This is a genomic window from Arsenophonus endosymbiont of Crataerina pallida (assembly GCF_964020125.1).
GTDB classification, from domain to species: Bacteria; Pseudomonadota; Gammaproteobacteria; order Enterobacterales; family Enterobacteriaceae; genus Arsenophonus; species Arsenophonus nilaparvatae.
Genome location: NZ_OZ026540.1, coordinates 3664183 through 3682233, shown reverse-complemented (window position 1 = coordinate 3682233; position 18051 = coordinate 3664183). Strand labels below are relative to the sequence as shown.

24 protein-coding genes and 1 pseudogene are annotated in these 18051 nt (G+C 42.4%); 17 read left to right on the top strand and 8 right to left on the bottom strand.

Annotated elements, in window-relative coordinates; all coding sequences use genetic code 11:
* Window positions 1–8: 8 nt before the first annotated feature.
* From AACL31_RS19870 to AACL31_RS19850, 5 genes are all read left to right on the top strand, one after another.
* Complete coding sequence (locus AACL31_RS19870) at window positions 9–950, top strand: hypothetical protein (protein WP_339053586.1); 942 nt, start codon at window positions 9–11, stop codon at window positions 948–950.
* Complete coding sequence (locus AACL31_RS19865; RefSeq protein WP_422389267.1) at window positions 922–2241, top strand: DUF2800 domain-containing protein; 1320 nt, start codon at window positions 922–924, stop codon at window positions 2239–2241. Before AACL31_RS19870 ends, AACL31_RS19865 begins: the two co-directional genes overlap by 29 nt.
* A 15-nt stretch (window positions 2242–2256) precedes the next feature.
* Entirely contained in the window at window positions 2257–2811 is a 555-nt protein-coding gene (locus AACL31_RS19860; protein ID WP_339053584.1) for a DUF2815 family protein, read from the top strand.
* Between the two features lie 134 nt (window positions 2812–2945).
* Window positions 2946–3140, top strand: a complete 195-nt coding sequence (locus tag AACL31_RS19855; RefSeq protein ID WP_310513699.1) for a hypothetical protein — start codon at window positions 2946–2948, stop codon at window positions 3138–3140.
* 45 nt (window positions 3141–3185) lie between these two features.
* Window positions 3186–3419, top strand: coding sequence for a hypothetical protein (locus tag AACL31_RS19850; RefSeq protein ID WP_310513681.1), 234 nt, complete (start codon window positions 3186–3188; stop codon window positions 3417–3419).
* 36 nt (window positions 3420–3455) lie between these two features.
* On the opposite strand, the gene AACL31_RS19845 is transcribed toward AACL31_RS19850, so the two are convergent.
* Window positions 3456–3902: a hypothetical protein gene (locus tag AACL31_RS19845; protein WP_339053583.1), complete on the bottom strand. Its 447-nt coding sequence runs from the start codon at window positions 3900–3902 to the stop codon at window positions 3456–3458.
* A gap of 89 nt (window positions 3903–3991) precedes the next feature.
* On the opposite strand from AACL31_RS19845, the gene AACL31_RS19840 reads away from it, so the two are divergent.
* The 10 genes from AACL31_RS19840 (at window position 3992) to AACL31_RS19795 (ending at window position 12078) form a co-directional block, all read left to right on the top strand.
* Complete coding sequence (locus AACL31_RS19840; protein WP_339053582.1) at window positions 3992–4693, top strand: hypothetical protein; 702 nt, start codon at window positions 3992–3994, stop codon at window positions 4691–4693.
* Between the two features lie 12 nt (window positions 4694–4705).
* The gene (locus AACL31_RS19835) at window positions 4706–6769 is read left to right on the top strand and encodes a DNA polymerase (protein ID WP_339053581.1); all 2064 of its coding nucleotides are present in this window, start codon (window positions 4706–4708) and stop codon (window positions 6767–6769) included.
* Between the two features lie 28 nt (window positions 6770–6797).
* A complete protein-coding gene (locus tag AACL31_RS19830; RefSeq protein WP_310513200.1) occupies window positions 6798–7019 on the top strand; it encodes an ANR family transcriptional regulator in 222 nt (73 codons plus the stop codon).
* On the top strand, window positions 7010–7291 hold the full coding sequence (locus tag AACL31_RS19825; RefSeq protein ID WP_339053580.1) for a VRR-NUC domain-containing protein: 282 nt from the start codon (window positions 7010–7012) through the stop codon (window positions 7289–7291). The genes AACL31_RS19830 and AACL31_RS19825 overlap by 10 nt, the downstream gene beginning before the upstream one ends.
* Window positions 7292–7352: 61 nt before the next feature.
* A complete protein-coding gene (locus AACL31_RS19820) occupies window positions 7353–8141 on the top strand; it encodes a KilA-N domain-containing protein (protein WP_339053579.1) in 789 nt (262 codons plus the stop codon).
* 308 nt (window positions 8142–8449) lie between these two features.
* A complete protein-coding gene (locus AACL31_RS19815; RefSeq protein ID WP_339053154.1) occupies window positions 8450–9223 on the top strand; it encodes a BRO-N domain-containing protein in 774 nt (257 codons plus the stop codon).
* Between the two features lie 64 nt (window positions 9224–9287).
* Complete coding sequence (locus tag AACL31_RS19810; protein WP_339053577.1) at window positions 9288–10034, top strand: Rha family transcriptional regulator; 747 nt, start codon at window positions 9288–9290, stop codon at window positions 10032–10034.
* Between the two features lie 20 nt (window positions 10035–10054).
* A complete protein-coding gene (locus tag AACL31_RS19805) occupies window positions 10055–11437 on the top strand; it encodes a DEAD/DEAH box helicase (RefSeq protein ID WP_339053576.1) in 1383 nt (460 codons plus the stop codon).
* 195 nt (window positions 11438–11632) lie between these two features.
* A complete protein-coding gene (locus AACL31_RS19800; protein ID WP_310513667.1) occupies window positions 11633–11809 on the top strand; it encodes a hypothetical protein in 177 nt (58 codons plus the stop codon).
* Window positions 11810–11832: 23 nt separating this feature from the next.
* Entirely contained in the window at window positions 11833–12078 is a 246-nt protein-coding gene (locus AACL31_RS19795; RefSeq protein WP_339053468.1) for a hypothetical protein, read from the top strand.
* Between the two features lie 235 nt (window positions 12079–12313).
* On the opposite strand, the gene AACL31_RS19790 is transcribed toward AACL31_RS19795, so the two are convergent.
* The 6 genes and pseudogenes from AACL31_RS19790 to AACL31_RS19765 form a co-directional block, all read right to left on the bottom strand.
* A complete protein-coding gene (locus tag AACL31_RS19790; protein ID WP_339053469.1) occupies window positions 12314–13546 on the bottom strand; it encodes a site-specific integrase in 1233 nt (410 codons plus the stop codon).
* 186 nt (window positions 13547–13732) lie between these two features.
* On the bottom strand, window positions 13733–14482 hold the full coding sequence (locus tag AACL31_RS19785; RefSeq protein ID WP_339053575.1) for a replicative DNA helicase: 750 nt from the start codon (window positions 14480–14482) through the stop codon (window positions 13733–13735).
* A pseudogene (locus AACL31_RS19780) lies at window positions 14479–15281 on the bottom strand (replication protein). The gene AACL31_RS19785 and the pseudogene AACL31_RS19780 overlap by 4 nt, the downstream one beginning before the upstream one ends.
* On the bottom strand, window positions 15256–15429 hold the full coding sequence (locus AACL31_RS19775) for a hypothetical protein (protein WP_310513084.1): 174 nt from the start codon (window positions 15427–15429) through the stop codon (window positions 15256–15258). The pseudogene AACL31_RS19780 and the gene AACL31_RS19775 overlap by 26 nt, the downstream one beginning before the upstream one ends.
* An 81-nt stretch (window positions 15430–15510) precedes the next feature.
* Window positions 15511–15876, bottom strand: coding sequence for a hypothetical protein (locus tag AACL31_RS19770; RefSeq protein WP_310513085.1), 366 nt, complete (start codon window positions 15874–15876; stop codon window positions 15511–15513).
* 107 nt (window positions 15877–15983) lie between these two features.
* The gene (locus AACL31_RS19765) at window positions 15984–16220 is read right to left on the bottom strand and encodes a transcriptional regulator (RefSeq protein WP_310513086.1); all 237 of its coding nucleotides are present in this window, start codon (window positions 16218–16220) and stop codon (window positions 15984–15986) included.
* Window positions 16221–16326: 106 nt separating this feature from the next.
* Between AACL31_RS19765 and AACL31_RS19760 the strand changes: the two genes are divergently transcribed.
* Both AACL31_RS19760 and AACL31_RS19755 read left to right on the top strand, forming a co-directional pair.
* The gene (locus AACL31_RS19760) at window positions 16327–16734 is read left to right on the top strand and encodes a helix-turn-helix domain-containing protein (RefSeq protein WP_310513087.1); all 408 of its coding nucleotides are present in this window, start codon (window positions 16327–16329) and stop codon (window positions 16732–16734) included.
* A 500-nt stretch (window positions 16735–17234) separates the two neighbouring features.
* Window positions 17235–17546 carry a hypothetical protein gene (locus AACL31_RS19755; RefSeq protein WP_310513088.1) on the top strand — a complete coding sequence of 104 codons (312 nt, stop codon included), beginning with the start codon at window positions 17235–17237 and terminating at the stop codon, window positions 17544–17546.
* A gap of 133 nt (window positions 17547–17679) precedes the next feature.
* Here the strand turns inward: AACL31_RS19755 and AACL31_RS19750 are convergent, their stop codons facing one another.
* Window positions 17680–17916 (bottom strand): YdaS family helix-turn-helix protein, encoded by a 237-nt coding sequence (locus AACL31_RS19750; RefSeq protein ID WP_339053574.1) that lies wholly within the window; start codon window positions 17914–17916, stop codon window positions 17680–17682.
* Between the last annotated feature and the right edge of the window lie 135 nt (window positions 17917–18051).

Below are 18051 nucleotides of genomic sequence, written 5' to 3'. Positions count from 1 at the left end.
GACACATCATGCTTACCGCAAATAGCCCCCTGCTGGCAAGACTGGCAGAAAACCACACGCAAATGATCATGGCGCACAATCAACTGGCCGAAGCCCATAAAATGTTAATCAGTCAGTTGGTCGGACATACTGAAAATGACCCCAGTGACCCAAACGAACCGACAGGGGTGAAAAAGCCGAAACCCTTCACACCGGATGTTAAGCCACAACCTGTTGCGCCATCGGTTACCATTGAACCTCAAGAAGCGATTGAACCTGAGCCTGTTGTCAAAGCACACACTAAAGCCGAAGACAAACCAGCCCCCGTTGTCGCCGAGAAAAAGGTTAAAGCCCCTAAGACCGAAACGAAACCTGCTAAAGCCGTTAAACCAATTGAGCCGATTATTGAAGCGCCTGAAGTAGCGCCTAAGCCCGAACCGGTGGATATTGAATCACTTGATTTGCGTCACGTGGTCGCCCTGTCTGTCTTGTTTGGGGATAAAGCGCTTAAACCTGACAATACGCAAGTTGCTAAAGCCAAAGCGACTTTTGCGTCCGAAAAAGCAGATAGCGTTACCGGGCAAATTGATGCACTTTATTGCGCCTTAAACGGGTTACCTAAAGTGACATTTCTTCCTAAAGCCAAAACCTTCGACGTATGCCTAAAAATACTGGCTAACTGGGATAATCTCTTTGGCATTACCGATCGTCGCGAATTTGCCTTGTCATTACTGCGTGAATTGCCTACCCCAGCAGAAGTCAAACCGATTGATTTTAAGGCACTTCGCAGTGAGGCTTCGGCCTGCATTACTCAACTGGTCAAAGGCGGATATCGCAATGAAGCGCTGGATATCCTCGCCTCATTCAACGCTAAAAAGATGGGTGACGTAACCGATGACAATCTGGTTCAGTTTATCGAGAAAGCCCAACGCGTTTTAGCCGATGATAATGCCGAGGGTAGCGATGGCTGAACATGCAAAACTTTCTCCCTCCTCAGCGCATAGGTGGATGAGATGCGCAGCTAGTCTCGCAGTCGAGGCCACCTTACCCGATAAAACATCGCCGTTTGCGGAAGAAGGAAGCGCGGCGCATGCGTTAGCGGAAAGTATCTTAACAATGCGCCAAAACCCGTTTAGTGACGGGCGTAGACGAACATCTGGATTTGATGCGAAAGACTATATCGGCACGTATCCATTGTTAAAAGCCAACTCGCCACAAGTGGATGAGGAGATGATTGAGCACGTCCAGATCTATGTTGATACTGTCTGGCAACTGGCGGACGGGAAAATCTTACAGGTTGAGGAGCGAGTGGATTTTTCCCAGGTCATCGGCGTCGATAATTCATTTGGTACCGCCGATGCGATTATTGTCAGCGATGGTGAACTGCAAATCCATGACCTGAAATACGGTAAAGGCGTTAAAGTCGATGCCAGGCAAAATGTGCAACTAATGCTCTATGCCCTGGGGGCGTTACATCAGTTTGACCTTATTTATGATTTTAAAACGGTTCGTCTTTTTATTCATCAGCCCAGACTTAACCATCTGTCCGAATGGGCAGTATCGGTTGAGGATTTAAAAGACTTTGGTGACTTAGCCAGATTGAGGGCGCAAAAAGCCATGGAGATGGCCACCCTTGCCGAGCACAGCGGTATCAATTCCCTCCCGGATAATGCCTTTTCACCGGGCATCAAGCAATGCCAATTCTGCAAAGCAAAAGGCGGATTGTGTTTTGCCCAGGCGCAATTTGTCCATAATGAAGTCAAAGGTGATTTTGTCGATTTAACCCAACCGCTCGCACCACAATTAAGTGATGCGCCAAAACGTATTACGTTACTAACCCCTGGGCAAATGGCAACACTCTACCCGCATGTCGATTTGATAGAGAGCTTTTGTAAAGCCTTACGCAATCGGGTCGCTGAGGCATTACATAATGGGCAATCAGTACCGGGCTTTAAACTGGTTACGGGCAAACAGGGTAATCGCACCTGGTGTGATGAACGTGAAGCCGAAGCACTGTTAAAAGGCGCCAAACTTAAACAGGAACAAATCTACCACAAGAAAATTATCAGTCCGCCACAGGCTGAGAAACTACTTAAAAAAGACAAACCGAGTCGCTGGGCAAAACTGGAAGCGCTTATTGAGCGAGCAGACGGGAAACCCGTTATCGCACCGGAATCTGACCCTCGCCCTGCCCTTGTTATTAATCCCTTAAACGACTTTGACGATGTGACCGAAGCGGCACTCGCTGATAAATCCATCTAATTAAAAGGTAACGTGATGAAAATTAAATTAAACAACATACGTCTGGCTTTTCCAGAATTATTTGAACCTACGCAAGTCAGTGGTCAAGGAGCGTTCAAATACCGTGCCAATTTCCTTATCGCCAAAAGCCGTACTGACCTGATTGAAGAAATCAAAACGGGGATTAAGGCGGTCATTAAGGAAAAATGGGGAGCCAAAGAGGTAGAAAAAATTTATAACAGCATCTGCCACTCCAACAACCGTTTTTGCTTCCGCGATGGCGACAATAAAGAATACGATGGCTATGCCGGAAATATGTACATCATCGCCAGTAATAAAGATCGTCCGTTAGTCATTGACGTAAATCGTACACCACTCACCGCACAGGACGGTCGTCCCTACTCTGGCTGTTACGTTAACGCCACCATTGAATTTTATGCCTATGACAATAATGGTAAAGGGGTTTCAGCCTCCTTAAGAGGGGTTCAGTTTTTCCGGGATGGCGATGCCTTTAGCGGTGGAAGCGTGGCCTCCGTTGACGAGTTTGACGACCTGAGCATGGCTGAGGAAGAAGACGATATCGCCTTTTAAAACACCAGAGAAACCACTGCGGCCTGAAGTGGCTAAATAATCAGGCATCGATTAAAAATATGAGTAGTTTTTACTCTATTTAGCTTACGGGAAATTTGATATGTAAAGTGTAAATAACTCAAGGAGGCTTAAAAATGAAATTAGATAATATGACTGAAGTCCTTACGCTCACTAACCCCAGTAACAACGGCCGTTATTTACTTAACTTAGCGCAACCCGTTTATGCCGATGAGGAAACCAAGACATTAATCAATATGATTCAACTACTGGCAGAAGAAAATCAATACCTGAGAAAAGAGAATAAACGACTGGCAAAAATGCATCGGTAAGTTGGGGGCTGTACAGATGTTAAAGATTCAATCAAGGAGTAAAAGATGAATTATCTTACCGGAAAAGAAACCTCTATAGATTCAGTATTAAAAAATATTGAGGAGTTGAAAACAGCAATTTATGGCTTACACAAACTAGCAACAATCAAAGCTAAACATATAGAAATACAAGGTGTTTTTATTGAAAAAATCAGGATTGCAGTAATTATCAGAGAGAAAATCGCTGTTTTATTACACAGCATTGCTCAAGACGCTAACTGCCTTAAAAGAAACATTTAAGCAATCAACACACTTATTACTGGCATATTGATAAAATTAACCGCCCCATAATTTAGGGATTATTTCTTTAAACAGTAAACCGAGAATACCCGCCAATAAGAACCATTGCAGCCGGTCAAATTTTTGTTCCAGTCTGTCAAACCGTTTTTCTGAAAAATCAAGGCGCTTATCTATCTGAGCAATATCCTTACGGACATCAGCGATTTGAGCATCCGTTTTCTCAGAACGAACAGCCATGTCTTTACGAACATCAGCTATCTCAGCCGATAAGTCTTTACGAACATCAGCTATCTCAGCCGATAAGTCCTTGCGGACATCAGCAATATTGCGGTTGACCTCAACAATATCCGCTTTAGTCGCAACATCTGCAACCTCATGCGATCTACGTACGACAAGTGAAATGGCTCTGGCTTGTTCTCTGGAAATGCCAGCACTTTCTAGTTCTTCCGATGCTTGTAGTGCATCAAATGCAACCTGACCCATAACGTTATCCTCCCGTGTTTAGGTAAGTATAACGGGTTTAGGGTTCAATCTGCAAAATCTTTCATCAATTAACTTTGAGGAATTCCTACATGCAAAATTCAACCACTGAGCAAATTATCACATTTTCCAACAGCGAGACTATCGACTCACAACAATTACTGGTCATGGTTAACGAAACACGAAAAGAACACGGAGAACCTAATATTAGAAATAACGTCTTTATCGATCGCATTAAAGATGAACTCGAAGGCGAGTACTACAAAATTTTTGTAGTGCAAAAAACGAACAATACGGAGTCTGAAATTATCGAAATGACGCTTAAGCAAGCGCTTCGTGTTGCGGCGCGTGAATCGAGAGCGGTTCGCCGCTCGCTGATTGATAAACTGGAGCAGCAAAGCAAACCACAAAGCGCCAATGAAATTATTGCAGCAATGGCATTGGCTAACGTTGCACAGGAGCGTCGGTTAAAGAGTATCGAGCATCAGGTAGAGCAAGTCTCAGAAGAAATCGAGCATATCAAACAAGGCACTATCCCAGCCGGTTTTCAGGGCTATAGCTATCTTAAAACAAAGTACGGCTTAAGCGATGCCAAATGTCGCCAGTTAGTGATGGCGTGGAAGGTGCCTTATAAAAAAGTGCCCCATGTTGTACCCGGTGGCCAAATTACCCAAATGTCGGTGGTTGATGAAGCGGCATTTAAAAACGCGTTGGATAACATGATGCTTGAGTCTGAGAAACGCGGCAGTCAGTGGTATCACCCTAAAATGGGGCGTTTTTCCGTGACCGCCTGATAAGGATGGATTATGCAAAATTTACTATTTTGCGATTTAGAAACCTATAGCGATATTCCGATTAATTGTGGCACGCATCGCTATGCTGAAAATGCAGAAATTTTACTTTTTGCTTATGCTTACAATCATCACCCCGTAAAGGTCTGGGATGTGACGCAAGATAAAACAATGCCCACAGATTTAAAAGTTTATCTTAATGACCCTGCGATTTTAACCATCTGGCATAACGGCGGCATGTTTGATACGGTGATTTTAAGCAAAGTGTTAAATATTGACTTGCCGTTATCCCGCGTTCACGACACCCTGGTACAAGCTTTGGCACACGGTCTACCCGGTGCACTCAGTTCGCTTTGCCATATCTTCAACGTCAATAGCGATAAAGCCAAAGATAAAGAAGGTAAAGCGCTCATACAGTTATTTTGCAAACCGCGTCCTAAAAACAGCAAAATACAACGCGCCACGGCGTTAACACATTTTGAAGAATGGCAGCGGTTTAAAACTTACGCAGGCTCAGATATTTTAGCGATGCGCGAGATTTATCAGCATTTACCACGTTGGAATATGAGTTTTGATGAAAAAGCGTTATGGCAGTTAGACCAGAAAATTAATCGCCGTGGGATGTGTATGGACGTTGAACTGGCGAAAAGCGCCTTGACTGCCGTTGAAAACGAGCAAAAACGGTTATCAACCGTCGCTCAGCAATTGACGGGTAACGCCGTACAGTCCGCGACCCAACGCGATGCACTGCTACAGCATATCGTTTCAGCATTTGGCATCACATTACCGGACATGCAAGCCAGCACGCTACAGCGACGCATTAATGACCCTGATATTCCACCCGCTTTACGCGAACTACTATCAGTCCGTTTGCAATCGTGTACAACCAGCACCAGTAAATATAAGGCGCTGTTAAAATCGGTCAGCGCAGATGGACGACTTCGAGGAACCAAGCAATTTTGTGGCGCCTCACGCACTGGGCGTTGGGCGGGGCGGATTTTTCAACCGGATAATCTCCCCCGACCCACGCTTGACCCAAACATCATTAATGACGGGATTGAAGCATTAAAAGCTGGATGCGCCGAGCTGATTTGTGATGACATTATGCAACTGACCAGTTCTGCGCTAAGAGGATGTATTATTGCCCCCCCCGGTAAGAAACTGGTTATCTCCGATTTATCAAATATTGAAGGCCGCATGCTGGCATGGCTGGCAGGGGAAAACTGGAAAGTCAATGCTTTTAGCGAGTTTGATAACGGCAAAGGCGATGACCTCTATAAACTCGCCTATGCGCGCGCATTTAATCTTTTACCTGAGAACGTCACTAAAGCTCAACGACAAATCGGTAAGGTGATGGAACTCGGCTTAGGCTATGGCGGTGGGGTTGCGGCATTTTTGACATTTGCCCTCGCCTACGGTCTGGATTTAGATGAACTGGCGGAAGCCGCATTACCTAACATACCGCCTAACGTTAAGCGAGAGGCGATGCGCTGGTATCAAAAATCCGTTGAAACGGAGAAGACTTATGGCCTCAGCGAAAAAGTCTTTGTTACCTGCGATTCCCTTAAGCGCATGTGGCGCAATGCCCATCCACAAACCGTATCATTCTGGTACGACATTGAAGACACTGTAAAACAAGCCATTCAGTCACCGGGGATAGTGTTTAAGTGCCGTAAACTTAGCCTTCGTCGCGATAAAGGCTGGCTCAGAATTTGTCTACCATCAGGTCGTAGTCTTTGCTACCCTTCTGCGCGAATAGAGAATGGACAAATCACCTACATGGGGACTAATCCCTACAGCCGAAAATGGGAACGGTTAAAAACCTACGGCGGTAAAATTACTGAAAATATCTGTCAGGCCGCCGCACGCGATGTCTTGGCCTATAGCATGCCACGCATTGAAAAGGCGGGTTATGCGATTGTCTTAACCGTCCATGATGAAATTATCAGCGAAGCGCCGGATACTCCTCAATTTTCCGCCGAGGGGTTAAGTAAGCTGTTAAGTCTTAATCCGGATTGGGCTTTTAATTTACCGCTTAGTGCAGCGGGGTTTGAGACTTATCGTTATCGCAAGGAATAAATAACACACACAGGATAAAATAAACATCATGGCCTTTATGAAAAACGACAGCCCACTTTATTTCAAGGCAGCACAGGATGCGGTACACCTTGAACAGTCAGGCCAATACCATGAAGCGGCGCGCGCATGGTCACAGGCAAACCGACTGGCGCGTAATCGCAATAATCGTATCTGGAGTGAACACCGCGGCGATTTTTGCCTGATGCAAATCAAACGGGAACATATTAAAAGGATGTATCCATGCGGTTAATCAGGGAAGAGAGCATTGAAAAACATTTGGTCAGTGAAGTACGAAAAATCGGTGGCATTGCCTATAAATTTGTTTCACCGGGACGACGAGGCGTACCTGACCGATTAGTTGCACTCCCCAATGGCAAGATTATTTTCGTGGAATGTAAAGCACCGGGCGAAAAACCCACCCCCTACCAATTACGCGAACACGCACGGCTTTTTGCCCTAGGCCATCAGGTCATCGTACTGGACAGTCACGATTTAAGCAGCATCTTACCCACTGTGGACTAAGAACCCTTTAAGTCACTATATCTTATTGATTCTCTTTGTTTAACTACGGAGGCGTGTTTCCATGTCTAAATTAGTTGTTATTGAAAATACCGTTGTTCGTCAAGACGCTTTCGGGCGTTATTGTCTAAATGATTTACATAAAGCCGCTGGTGATCTTAAAAAAGACAGTCCTGCATATTGGCTTGCTAATAAACAAACTCAAGAATTAATTGAACAATTTTTGAGCGAGGGCGGAATTCCGGTATCGGTCATTCGAGGAGGTGTCGAGCAAGGAACTTACGTTGCTAAAGAACTAGTTTACGCCTACGCCATGTGGATTAGCGCAGCTTTTAATCTTAAAGTTATTCGTACTTTCGATGAAGTTATCGCTACACCTACACAACCGCTAACCGATAAAGTGCAAGCTGGTTTAGCCATGATCGCTTTTTACAAACAAGAGCTGCGTATCGCCCCTTCTGGTCTACTTGGTGCAATGAAAAAATTGCAATCTTCCCTTGGTATGCCAGATGTACTACCTGCTTACGCCGTTGATGCACCTGAAGGAAGCATGACAGTATCAAGCGAAGTGACGCACTCTTTTACGGAGCTTTTACTGCTGCATGGTAAGCCTTACAGTCCGCCATCCGGCTTTAAACGTTTGCAATTATTAGGTATTGTTGAGCGTAAATCACGCCCAAGTAGCAAACATCCTGACAAGGAAAAACTATTCTGGTCACTGACGGAAAGAGGATTACAGTTTGGAAAAAACTTAACTGACCCAAACCATCCCCGTCAGACTCAGCCCCATTTCTATGATAGCCAATTTCCCAGATTGCTAAGCATCATGATGAACGGAATTGCAGCAACATAATAAAATATTGACATTTTAAATACCCATTGACGAAAGCAAAAATCATGCGCTATAGTTTATTTGCATCTGATAAATCAGGTGTCGGGATTGAGACCCCGGTAACTAAACAGGCGCATAGCACGCCGACAGCGTGTTTTTTTTATGCGTCAGTCTGCCATAGCAAGAATCAATGGTGGGCTGGATGGGGGAGCCGAAAGGCTCGCCGGGTCCTGTTTAGCCGGTAGTCTCAACCCTGTTCAGTTCACCGCCAATATGAGTTTGAGACCTCTAGGTGGTGATTATCCTTAACTAAACAGGTAATCATTACTATGACTACTTTAATTTTCCGTAATACTATTCTTGAAACTATTTCCCATAACAGAGAAATTTGGTTTACTTCTGCTGAACTTGCTAGAGCACTGGAATATACAGAAACGGATGCAGTAACAAAAATTTTCAATCGCAATAAAGATGAGTTTTCCGAATGTATGACAACGACGGTCAATTTGGGCGTCGTTAGAAAAACGGGAACGGTTAGAATGCCAGTTCGCATCTTTTCTCTAAGAGGTGCACACCTAATCGCTATGTTTGCCCGTACACATATAGCAAAAGAATTCAGAAAATGGGTGCTAGATATCCTCGATAAACAAGCCGTTAATCAAAGCCCCAACTTTACTCCTCAATACCAACCAAAAGCCGTAGAGCGTTTTACCCATTCAGACACCCGTAACCTGACGCACTTAGTCTGGTGCATGACAAATGGCTTTCGGTTTGAGCGTTCGTGGAGTAATGCGGTGTGGCTGGCTTTACGTGAAGTGACGTGCACGCCATCACCTGAGCGTTTTCAGGTGGAGCATATACCGCTGATGGCTGATGAGTGCCGACGCATTTACTATATCACCAAGTCATTGCGCCAAATTATTAATGACGCTGAAAAACAAGTTATCAAACGGCTTTTACGCAAGCGTGAGAATATCGATACCGTGTTAGCGGAAATAAAACAACTTTTTGAACATTTTCACCATCAACAAATCGGGATAATCACCGCACGCACCGATCAGTGGTACGAAGGTGAGTTGACCCATTTCCTAGAACGTCACTAATTAATCTTAACGCCCCTTGCTAAGGGGCAATCTTTCATCAATTTCATTATTGAGGAATTTTTACATGCAAAATTTAATAACTTTCCAAAGTTTAACTATGTCAAGCCTTGAGATTGCGGAACTGGTCAACAAACGTCACGACAACGTAAAACGGACTATTGAAACATTGGCTAAGAGTGAGATTATTCAACTTCCTCAATCTGAGAAAATTGAGAATAAACAATCAAATAGCCCAAATCGCTTCACTGAAGTTTTTATTTTTGAAGGTGAACAAGGTAAACGTGACAGCATTATTGTTGTTGCTCAACTTTGCCCTGAATTTACGGCTCGCCTGGTTGATCGTTGGCAAGAACTGGAACAGAAATTAAACACCCCTTCATTACCCACTAACTACATCGAAGCGCTTGAAGCCTTGGTTATCTCAGAAAAGGAAAAGGCTGTTATTACTGACCAGAGAAATGAAGCTATCCGTACCAAGTCCCATATTAGTCGCAAAAGGGAAGCTATTGCACTTCAACGTAATTCAGCCTACCAGCGCATTGCTAATCGTGCGACACGAGAGCGTGAAAAAATGGCCTCCCGATTTGGCGCAAGTAAAGAATGGGCTTCTCAACAGGCAGTGTGGAGAGCGACGGGAAAAATGTTTGGCTGGAAAGTGTTAAATGCCTGGCTCGACAAACACGATATTTATGACGCACTCACCTCGAGATACCCAACCTGTTTCAATCCTGACCAAAACCGCCGTGAAGTGATTTATCCGAGGGAGGTGTGGCTTGAAATACACGGTATCGATATCGCTGAATTATTTTAAAAACAGCTAAAAGGCAATTTATGAAAACCTTCACCCCTCGACCTTACCAAAATCTCATTATCAATCACCTGCTGGATATCAAACGCTCAAATGTCTGGGCGGGGATGGGAATGGGTAAAACAGCAGCAACCCTGACGGCATTAGAAAATCTCTATTTATCAGGCAGTGAAACCAACCCCACACTGGTATTAGCCCCTTTACGGGTAGCCCAATCCACTTGGCCTGACGAAGCGCTTAAATGGGGCCACCTGCGTAATATTGAAGTGCAGCCCATTATTGGCACTGCAAAAACGCGGATGACAGCTCTCAAAAATACCCATGCCAGCGTATTTACGGTCAATTATGACAATCTCGTCTGGCTGGTTGAAACACTAGGTGACAGCTGGCCTTTCGGCACGATTATCGCTGACGAGAGCACCCGGTTAAAATCATTCCGGCTACGCAAAGGCGGTAAACGCACCGCTGCACTCGCCAAAATCGCCCATAAATCGGTTCATCGATGGGTAAATCTGACCGGTACGCCTTCACCGAATGGCCTGATGGACTTATGGGGGCAAACCTGGTTTGTTGACCAGGGCGAACGGCTAGGCAGAACCCATAATGCGTTTACGTCTCGCTGGTTTAACCGTATCCAGTTCCCCGGGCAACAGTGGAGCAGGTTTGAGCCTTTAGGGTTTGCTCATCAACAAATTCAGTTAGCACTCAGCGATGTCACGCTATCCCTTAATGCCGCTGATTGGTTTGATATCGACGAACCCGTACACAACGTTATTAACGTTGAACTACCCGCGAAAGCGCGAGCACACTATCAGGCCATGGAAAAAGAACTGTTTCTTGAATTGGGCGAGAGTGCGATTGAAGCGTTAAATGCCGCGGCCAAAACAATAAAATGTTTGCAAATTGCCAGTGGTGCTATTTATAGCGATGACAATCGCAACTGGACAGCGATACACGATGTCAAAATCCAGGCACTGGAGAGTATTGTTAATGAATCAGGAGGGACGCCAGTACTGGTCGCTTACCATTGGAAACATGACCTTGAAAGATTAGTAAAAGCGTTTCCAAAAGGCAAAATGTTAGACGCTAACCCACAAACCCTTACCAACTGGAATAGTGGCAAAATCCCGTTGCTTTTTGCCCACCCCGCAAGCTGTGGACACGGCTTAAATTTACAGGACGGCGGTAACATTCTGGTCTTTTTCTCCCATTGGTGGGACTTGGAGCAGTACCAGCAAATTATCGAGCGTATCGGCCCCACGCGTCAAGCGCAAGCCGGACATAATCGCCCTGTCTTTATTCATCATATCGTCGCTAAAGATACACTCGATGAAGTGGTGATGGCGCGCCGTAATTCAAAACGGGCAATACAGGATTTATTACTGGAAGCGATGAAGATAAAGTAAAAAAGACCAGCGCAAGGCTGGCCAACACCAGGTAAAAAAATTGTGAATAGCAAACACACAACCAAATAACTATGCCAAAGTATATCAAGACTGTATATATAAACAGACTTAACCTTAAATTTACAAAAATTTATATTTTAATATCAAATAGTTATCATTAACATTACCATTCTCATTAACAACGGAGAGCCCACCATGTGGATTTTAATCCTAGGCATGTATGCCAGCCCTTATGCATCGAGTAACTTTGCAAGTGTTCATACTCAGGAATTTGACACTGAGAACATGTGCCAATTCGCCGCTAAACAGTTTGAGAGGGAATTTGAAACTTTCAAGGATATCAACGCCAAAGCGATTTGCGTTAAGAAATAAGCTAATTTTACAAAGGCCAAACCATGAAACTTAACATCATCAAATTATTAATCACGACATTATTGTTTATCAGTGCAGCGTTCGCCTTCGAACTGATAGTTGGACATCTTGCGCACGCCGATACCGTCATTGACCCACAAATCAGGTTTAAACGTGGCGAATTAGGCAATATCCATTTAGGCGGGCAAGAGCTACTGGTTATCGGCATTATGATAGTGCCAGCACTCTTTGTCTATTTAGGGGTATTCCTCGACACATTGAAGAAATAGCATAGAGCGAATAAGCATTATCCCACCTGAATTTACCCCACTCAAATTACCCATACCGAAAGGTAAGCGTTTAACAGTAATAAAGGAGAATATCCTATGAATGAATCCCCTTTTGTCAAAACCAGTGAACTGGCAAAAAGGTACAAAGTGTCAACTCACACTATCAGACTATGGGCGGGTAACGGATACCAACGGCGGGAAGGTTTTCCACGCCCTCGGTTTAGATCTGATGAGCTTAATTTTGCCCGGCAGGATATTCTGGATTGGGAGATGGGTAAACGATTTGATTAACTTTATTCCACCAGCGATCATAAGCCTCTCGCTGTTCCTCTAGGTAGGTATGCTTGTCGTATACCTGCCAAATCCCCGGTAGTTTATGCCCTAACATGATCTCAGCAACATGGGGCTGGGTTAATTCCGCAACCCCCGTACGCATGGTTTTACGCAAATCGTGAATTGACCAGTGAGTATAGTTCTCAAATCTGCGAGCCATTTTTTTGTTGAGATTGCTAATAAAACTAATATGCCCACTGACACACAAAGGTTTCCCTTCTGAGACGGTAAATAAATAATCACTGCCATAATTCAATTTTTTAGCAGTTCTGATCAATTCCTCTGCCGCGGGGATAATAGGCCGGATAATGGGCTTTTTGCTTTTACACCCTGTTTTATGATTCTCTGGTGGCACTGTCCATATTCCTTTAGTAAAATCGAAATCAGCCATTTTTGCTTTTAGCAATTCACCTATCCGGCAACCAAACAATAACGCTAGGTTGATTATCAGGGCATTTCTAGGGTTATAGTCTGGCGCATCAATTAACGCAAATAATACCCTGAGCTCGTTGCTACTCAACACTCTCTCGCCTTGTTGCGTTTTTACCCCTAAATCCTGTGAGGTAACATCGATAAGTGGATTTAAAGAAATAATCCCCCTGCGAATTCCCCACCGATGGGCAGTTTTGGTATAACGTAAAATCCGTGCTCCTATCGCCGGTTTCGCTTTCACCACCTCTTCAATTAGCGATAGCCAGACATGCAAGTGCGTTTCGTTGTGGGGTAAATTGCCGATCTTGGGGAAAACATAAATTTCAAATGACCGTAATATCTCACCGGCTTTAACCTGTGAATTTTTAAGCGATTTCTCCCACCAGTCACGAATAACGGATTCAACCGTTCGCGCTTCAACTGATTTTTGTTTACGAGTGCGTTTGACCACTTTCGGGTTTCTGTGCTGCTCTAGTTCACCACGGTAAAAAAGCGCACTATCACGCGCATCTTTTAAACTAATTGCCGGATAGGTTCCAATGTCTATCCGATCACCTTTCCCCTGCCAACGATAGCGATATTGAAAAATGACTTTACCTTTTGGAGTCACGCGAACTGATAAACCCTCTCTGTCTGATTTAGTCATCATTTTAGCTTGTGGCTTACCATTTACCGCTCTTAACCAAGAATCACTTACCGCCATATTTTTTTCTCCTTACGTCTTTTTTATATAATATTTCATGTACACCAATATGTACATAAATTTGATGACACAAGGAATATAATAGGTGACTGAAAACAGTCATTCTATACTGAGATAAAAAATAAAAACATTATAAAACAAAGTATTAATTTTAATTTATCGACTGTCAGTGGCTGTTGACGACTGTTATTGAAGATTGTCTATTATTTCCATGCTAAATAAAAACACCGTTCTTCCCTGATTGGAAACGTTTTTCGCCATTTCAGTCAACACGGTGGTTTTCCCCATTTTGGGGCGTGCACCAACCACAAACAGCGAACCATTAACGATTTGTTTAGGCTTAAGTAGGTCGTCAAAGTCCCTAAATCCTGTCTTGAGTCCACAATGTTTTTCAGGATTATCCTGACGGTCACAAATATCTGTAAATACACTATCCAGTACATCATCAATTCGACGAAGGCCTGTTTTGTGTCCAACCTTGCCAAACTTTGTAGCTTCATCAATCAGACGTTGCGCTATGTCGATTTTATCAGTAAATCCTAGCACATTAGGCTGAGTAAACAGTTTTTGAATCTCAATCGCTTTCTCAACCGTGTAGCGTCCTGCCGCACTCTCTTTGATGCTTTTTGCGTAACTTACTATGTTTGCGGCACTCGGTGTATTTTTGGCTATCTCAGCAAGATAGGCAAAGCCGCCCACCTTTTGAGCCATCCCTGATTTGGATAATGCTTCATCCACCGTGATAATATCAATTGCCTGACGTTTCCGACTCATCGCGCGCATTTCTGCATAAATCAATCGGTGGTGTGTTGCGTAAAAATCATCCGGGCTTAGCAGTGAAAACACCTTCAAGGCATTATCGCTCATCGGGTCTATCAGTAAACCACCGATAACACTTTGCTCGGCTGGAAGGTTGTTGGGGACTTGATTTATCATAACGCACCCTCCCTTGTTTTCGTTACCGTGTCGGGTCTTAGCAGATAATCAAAACTTGCTCGCCAGCCTCGGTCATTTTCACCGAAATACCAGGGATTAGCGGTTTCAACAAATACTTCGAAATAATTTCTAGCAGCATCAACCGAAGGAGTTTTGAGTTCTTTCCAGAATTTACCAATAGCCCGTTTACGTTTGTCATTCAGTGATTCAGCATTGGGTAATCTGTCCCCTACTGTCTCGTTGTAAACTTGCAGGATTTCCTGATAGGGATTTTGGTTTTTCGATTGTTAGAAACTAATTTCTCATCATTCCCCTCATGAGGGGTTAGGGGTGTATTTTCTTTTTTCTTTAAAAGATTTCTTTTGTGTGTCTCCAATCTAGAGACATCATCTGTCTCCAACTTAGAGACATTTTTTGTCTTCAAATTAGAGACAGTGTCTCTAGATTGATTAATCCAATCTGAAACCGTTTTATTTACCCCTATTTTATTACCATCGATAATTAAATAACACATTGTAATCAATTCATTTTTTGCTTTATTCACATTCTGTCTTGATAAACTTGTTACTTCCGCAATTTGTGAATCAGAAATACGATCAAACTTTTTACCAAAACCGTATGTTTTTCTGACAATTGCCAACATAACTTTTAACTGTCTGGATGTCAGATCTGAACTGGCCAAAGACTCCAGTAACTCATTCGCTATTCTGGTATACCCATTTTCAATTTCAGCCACGGCATTCTCCCTGACTTCGTTTTTAACTCTGTAATCATCAAGACTGGTGACTGTTGCAGCCATGTTTAACTCCTTGTAACTTTCTGAATTCTGATACTAACCGACGGGCGAAATCTTTATTTTTTGATGCAGCAACTAATAGCCCATCAGGACTATCTGGATGGGCTTTTTCTTCATGGTTTTTATTGATAAATCGTCGCTTTTTTGGCATAATGAACTCGCTGAAATTGAAAGAAAAAAGGGAAATTTGCGGTTTCCCTTCGTATTAAACTTCTTGAAATACTAACCAAACTCAAAGTTCGATATGATATTTGCAAGCTTCATCGTTTTTTAACCTTGAAGCTTCTTTTTTTGGCAATCTCAAATGCTCCAGCATGTCTATCAGCTTGCATATCTCTTCACCTGAGATATTCGTAATAACAACCTCCTGTGTCGATGAATCAGGCACATTCACCACATGCCTCGGCAAGCCGTATTCTGAGACGACCTGACAGGCTAGTTTAAAGATTCTGGTTTTATCCCGACTCGCTGTTGAGGGGTGAATTCCTAATGATTTGGCAAACCCGTTATTACCGCCTTCTGATGCCATCTTCTGGTAGAAGTAAGATTCTAAATGCTCAGGTTTGCAGGTGATTTTGATAGTATTTGAATATTCCATGATTATAATCCTTAAGTAATAAAATTCCCTACCTCCATATTCCTATGAGGTTGTGGTGGCTCTAACGCTTATTCAGAGCGAGTCAAAATGTTAAAGAACGGTGTTACTTAGATGGCATTTTGCTTATCAGCAGGTATACCATCTGTTGGATTTGGGTAAATATCAGGGCGTAACTCATGGGGAGTTATTCCTGTTAATTCGTAAATTGCTAAAACACGATCGACAGGCACACGACCTTTATACTTATTTTTCCATTGACTAACTTTCATATTTGAAACATCTAACACAGCAGCTAAACGAGTAGCAGTGCCTGTTACGTTAATAACTTTCTTTAGGGCAGACATGATTGTTCCTCCTTTAGTTTTTATTTAAATAAAAAACTTAATAAAAGTCAACTTTAAACTTATTTCATTATTTAAACTTTAAGTTTAAAATTAATATATGAACAAAATGATAAATAAAAACACAAACAACCCCTTATCAGAAAGGCTCAATAAACTTATTGAGGTAAAATCAATTACAAAATCAGACATGGCAAAAATTTGCGGAGTCACTCCTCAATCTGTTAATGGCTGGTATATAAGGGGAAGCATAGGAAAAGAATCTGCTATAAAATTAGCGGATCATTTAAATGTTTCTGTGGCTTGGCTCTTAGGTGAAGGTGATGCTTCAATTGATGACTTAGACCTCCCGAAACCTGAATTATCAGAAAAAGAAAAATTATTATTAAAACTATTCAATGAATTACCAGAAAGTGAATCTAACGAACTTTTAAAAACTTTGACTGAAAAAAAATATTATTACGACAAACTATTAAAAGAACTTTTACAAAAGAAAAACATAAACAAATCATTGTAAAGGTAAAACTTTAATAAAATCCTCGTCTTTTCCCCCATAAAAAAGCAAAAAACCTCTATCAATTAATTCTAAATTTATTTTTTAAATAAAATCATATTGTTAACTTAATTAATAAGTTTAATACTTATTTTTAATTAAATTTAATATTGACTTAAATTTAAGTTTCATGTTTAAATAACCCCATCAACTCACTGCAACAGGCAAACGCCAGACAATACCACGAGTTATCTGAAACTTTGCCAGACGTTGCTAAGTAGCCAGCCTGAGGCGTATGAACATGAAGGCAAGTGCAGTCAGCAGTAACTAAGTCATCTCGCTCTTTAACATATTGGAATCACCGCTCTGAATAAGCTTTAGAGCATCACCACCAAGTGAGTTTTGGGGTGTGTGAATGTAATAAAACAGTCAACTCTCGTTTCTACACCAGGGAATAAACAGGCTGTGAACATTAACCGAAAGTATCCGGCACACACCACCAAAACTTATTTAGGAGAAACAAAATGGCAACCATTATCTTTAAACCTAAAAAAGACAATGCTAAATCTCGTCGCCTAGCAAAACAAATGGCATTCTGGGATAGAAAACGCGCTGAATATGAAGCGAAACCTAAACCTCGTTCTACAGAGCAAATCCTTGATTCCATATTCAACAAGCAAGATGATACTGTTAATACCATTGCATCACTCACTTTCAATCTAAAAGACAAAAAGCCTCAGCCTTCATTTGATAACTGTTGCTTACCAAATACTTATCTGTATTCTGCAAGAAGATACTCAAAAACACGCAAACCAAATAGCATACATACAAAATGATTTGATAGTCTTTGCAGCAATCCTGTTCTACACTTAATCTATAAGTTTCAGATAATAGTTATCCCTCCCGATGGGCTGGGAATTTAAAATCTCCCAATTTCAGGGAGCCCAGGTTGTTAAAGAGCGGTGTTACTTAGAGAGTATTTTGCTTATCAGCAGGGATACCATCTGTTGGGTTTGGGTAAATGTCAGGACGTAGTAGGTGTGGTGTTATATTCCATTTCAACATCTCACAAAGAGGAATAACTCTCTGAGAGGGTATAGATCTAGAAAACCATTGAGCTACAGACTGTTGTTTACAACCAAAATAGTTAGCTATTTCAGCTTGGGTATACCTTGACATAATTTTTTCTTTTGTCTGTCTTTCCATGTCAAAACCTCTTTTAAAATCTAAAACCAAAATACAAGAAAATATTGTCAATTTCAACAATAAATTCTTATTTAATAGGTTTACAAGATGATCTTGTATAATGTTATATATGAAACTTACAGCTATTGAGATATC

What these genes read in the sequence shown, in the direction of transcription:
- AACL31_RS19870 (WP_339053586.1), top strand. Translation starts at nt 9, where the DNA reads ATGCTTACCGCAAATAGCCCCCTGCTGGCAAGACTGGCAGAAAACCAC.
- AACL31_RS19865 (WP_422389267.1), top strand. Translation starts at nt 922, where the DNA reads ATGATAATGCCGAGGGTAGCGATGGCTGAACATGCAAAACTTTCTCCC.
- AACL31_RS19860 (WP_339053584.1), top strand. Translation starts at nt 2,257, where the DNA reads ATGAAAATTAAATTAAACAACATACGTCTGGCTTTTCCAGAATTATTT.
- AACL31_RS19855 (WP_310513699.1), top strand. Translation starts at nt 2,946, where the DNA reads ATGAAATTAGATAATATGACTGAAGTCCTTACGCTCACTAACCCCAGT.
- AACL31_RS19850 (WP_310513681.1), top strand. Translation starts at nt 3,186, where the DNA reads ATGAATTATCTTACCGGAAAAGAAACCTCTATAGATTCAGTATTAAAA.
- AACL31_RS19845 (WP_339053583.1), bottom strand. Translation starts at nt 3,902, where the DNA reads ATGGGTCAGGTTGCATTTGATGCACTACAAGCATCGGAAGAACTAGAA.
- AACL31_RS19840 (WP_339053582.1), top strand. Translation starts at nt 3,992, where the DNA reads ATGCAAAATTCAACCACTGAGCAAATTATCACATTTTCCAACAGCGAG.
- AACL31_RS19835 (WP_339053581.1), top strand. Translation starts at nt 4,706, where the DNA reads ATGCAAAATTTACTATTTTGCGATTTAGAAACCTATAGCGATATTCCG.
- AACL31_RS19830 (WP_310513200.1), top strand. Translation starts at nt 6,798, where the DNA reads ATGGCCTTTATGAAAAACGACAGCCCACTTTATTTCAAGGCAGCACAG.
- AACL31_RS19825 (WP_339053580.1), top strand. Translation starts at nt 7,010, where the DNA reads ATGCGGTTAATCAGGGAAGAGAGCATTGAAAAACATTTGGTCAGTGAA.
- AACL31_RS19820 (WP_339053579.1), top strand. Translation starts at nt 7,353, where the DNA reads ATGTCTAAATTAGTTGTTATTGAAAATACCGTTGTTCGTCAAGACGCT.
- AACL31_RS19815 (WP_339053154.1), top strand. Translation starts at nt 8,450, where the DNA reads ATGACTACTTTAATTTTCCGTAATACTATTCTTGAAACTATTTCCCAT.
- AACL31_RS19810 (WP_339053577.1), top strand. Translation starts at nt 9,288, where the DNA reads ATGCAAAATTTAATAACTTTCCAAAGTTTAACTATGTCAAGCCTTGAG.
- AACL31_RS19805 (WP_339053576.1), top strand. Translation starts at nt 10,055, where the DNA reads ATGAAAACCTTCACCCCTCGACCTTACCAAAATCTCATTATCAATCAC.
- AACL31_RS19800 (WP_310513667.1), top strand. Translation starts at nt 11,633, where the DNA reads ATGTGGATTTTAATCCTAGGCATGTATGCCAGCCCTTATGCATCGAGT.
- AACL31_RS19795 (WP_339053468.1), top strand. Translation starts at nt 11,833, where the DNA reads ATGAAACTTAACATCATCAAATTATTAATCACGACATTATTGTTTATC.
- AACL31_RS19790 (WP_339053469.1), bottom strand. Translation starts at nt 13,546, where the DNA reads ATGGCGGTAAGTGATTCTTGGTTAAGAGCGGTAAATGGTAAGCCACAA.
- AACL31_RS19785 (WP_339053575.1), bottom strand. Translation starts at nt 14,482, where the DNA reads ATGATAAATCAAGTCCCCAACAACCTTCCAGCCGAGCAAAGTGTTATC.
- AACL31_RS19775 (WP_310513084.1), bottom strand. Translation starts at nt 15,429, where the DNA reads ATGCCAAAAAAGCGACGATTTATCAATAAAAACCATGAAGAAAAAGCC.
- AACL31_RS19770 (WP_310513085.1), bottom strand. Translation starts at nt 15,876, where the DNA reads ATGGAATATTCAAATACTATCAAAATCACCTGCAAACCTGAGCATTTA.
- AACL31_RS19765 (WP_310513086.1), bottom strand. Translation starts at nt 16,220, where the DNA reads ATGTCTGCCCTAAAGAAAGTTATTAACGTAACAGGCACTGCTACTCGT.
- AACL31_RS19760 (WP_310513087.1), top strand. Translation starts at nt 16,327, where the DNA reads ATGATAAATAAAAACACAAACAACCCCTTATCAGAAAGGCTCAATAAA.
- AACL31_RS19755 (WP_310513088.1), top strand. Translation starts at nt 17,235, where the DNA reads ATGGCAACCATTATCTTTAAACCTAAAAAAGACAATGCTAAATCTCGT.
- AACL31_RS19750 (WP_339053574.1), bottom strand. Translation starts at nt 17,916, where the DNA reads ATGGAAAGACAGACAAAAGAAAAAATTATGTCAAGGTATACCCAAGCT.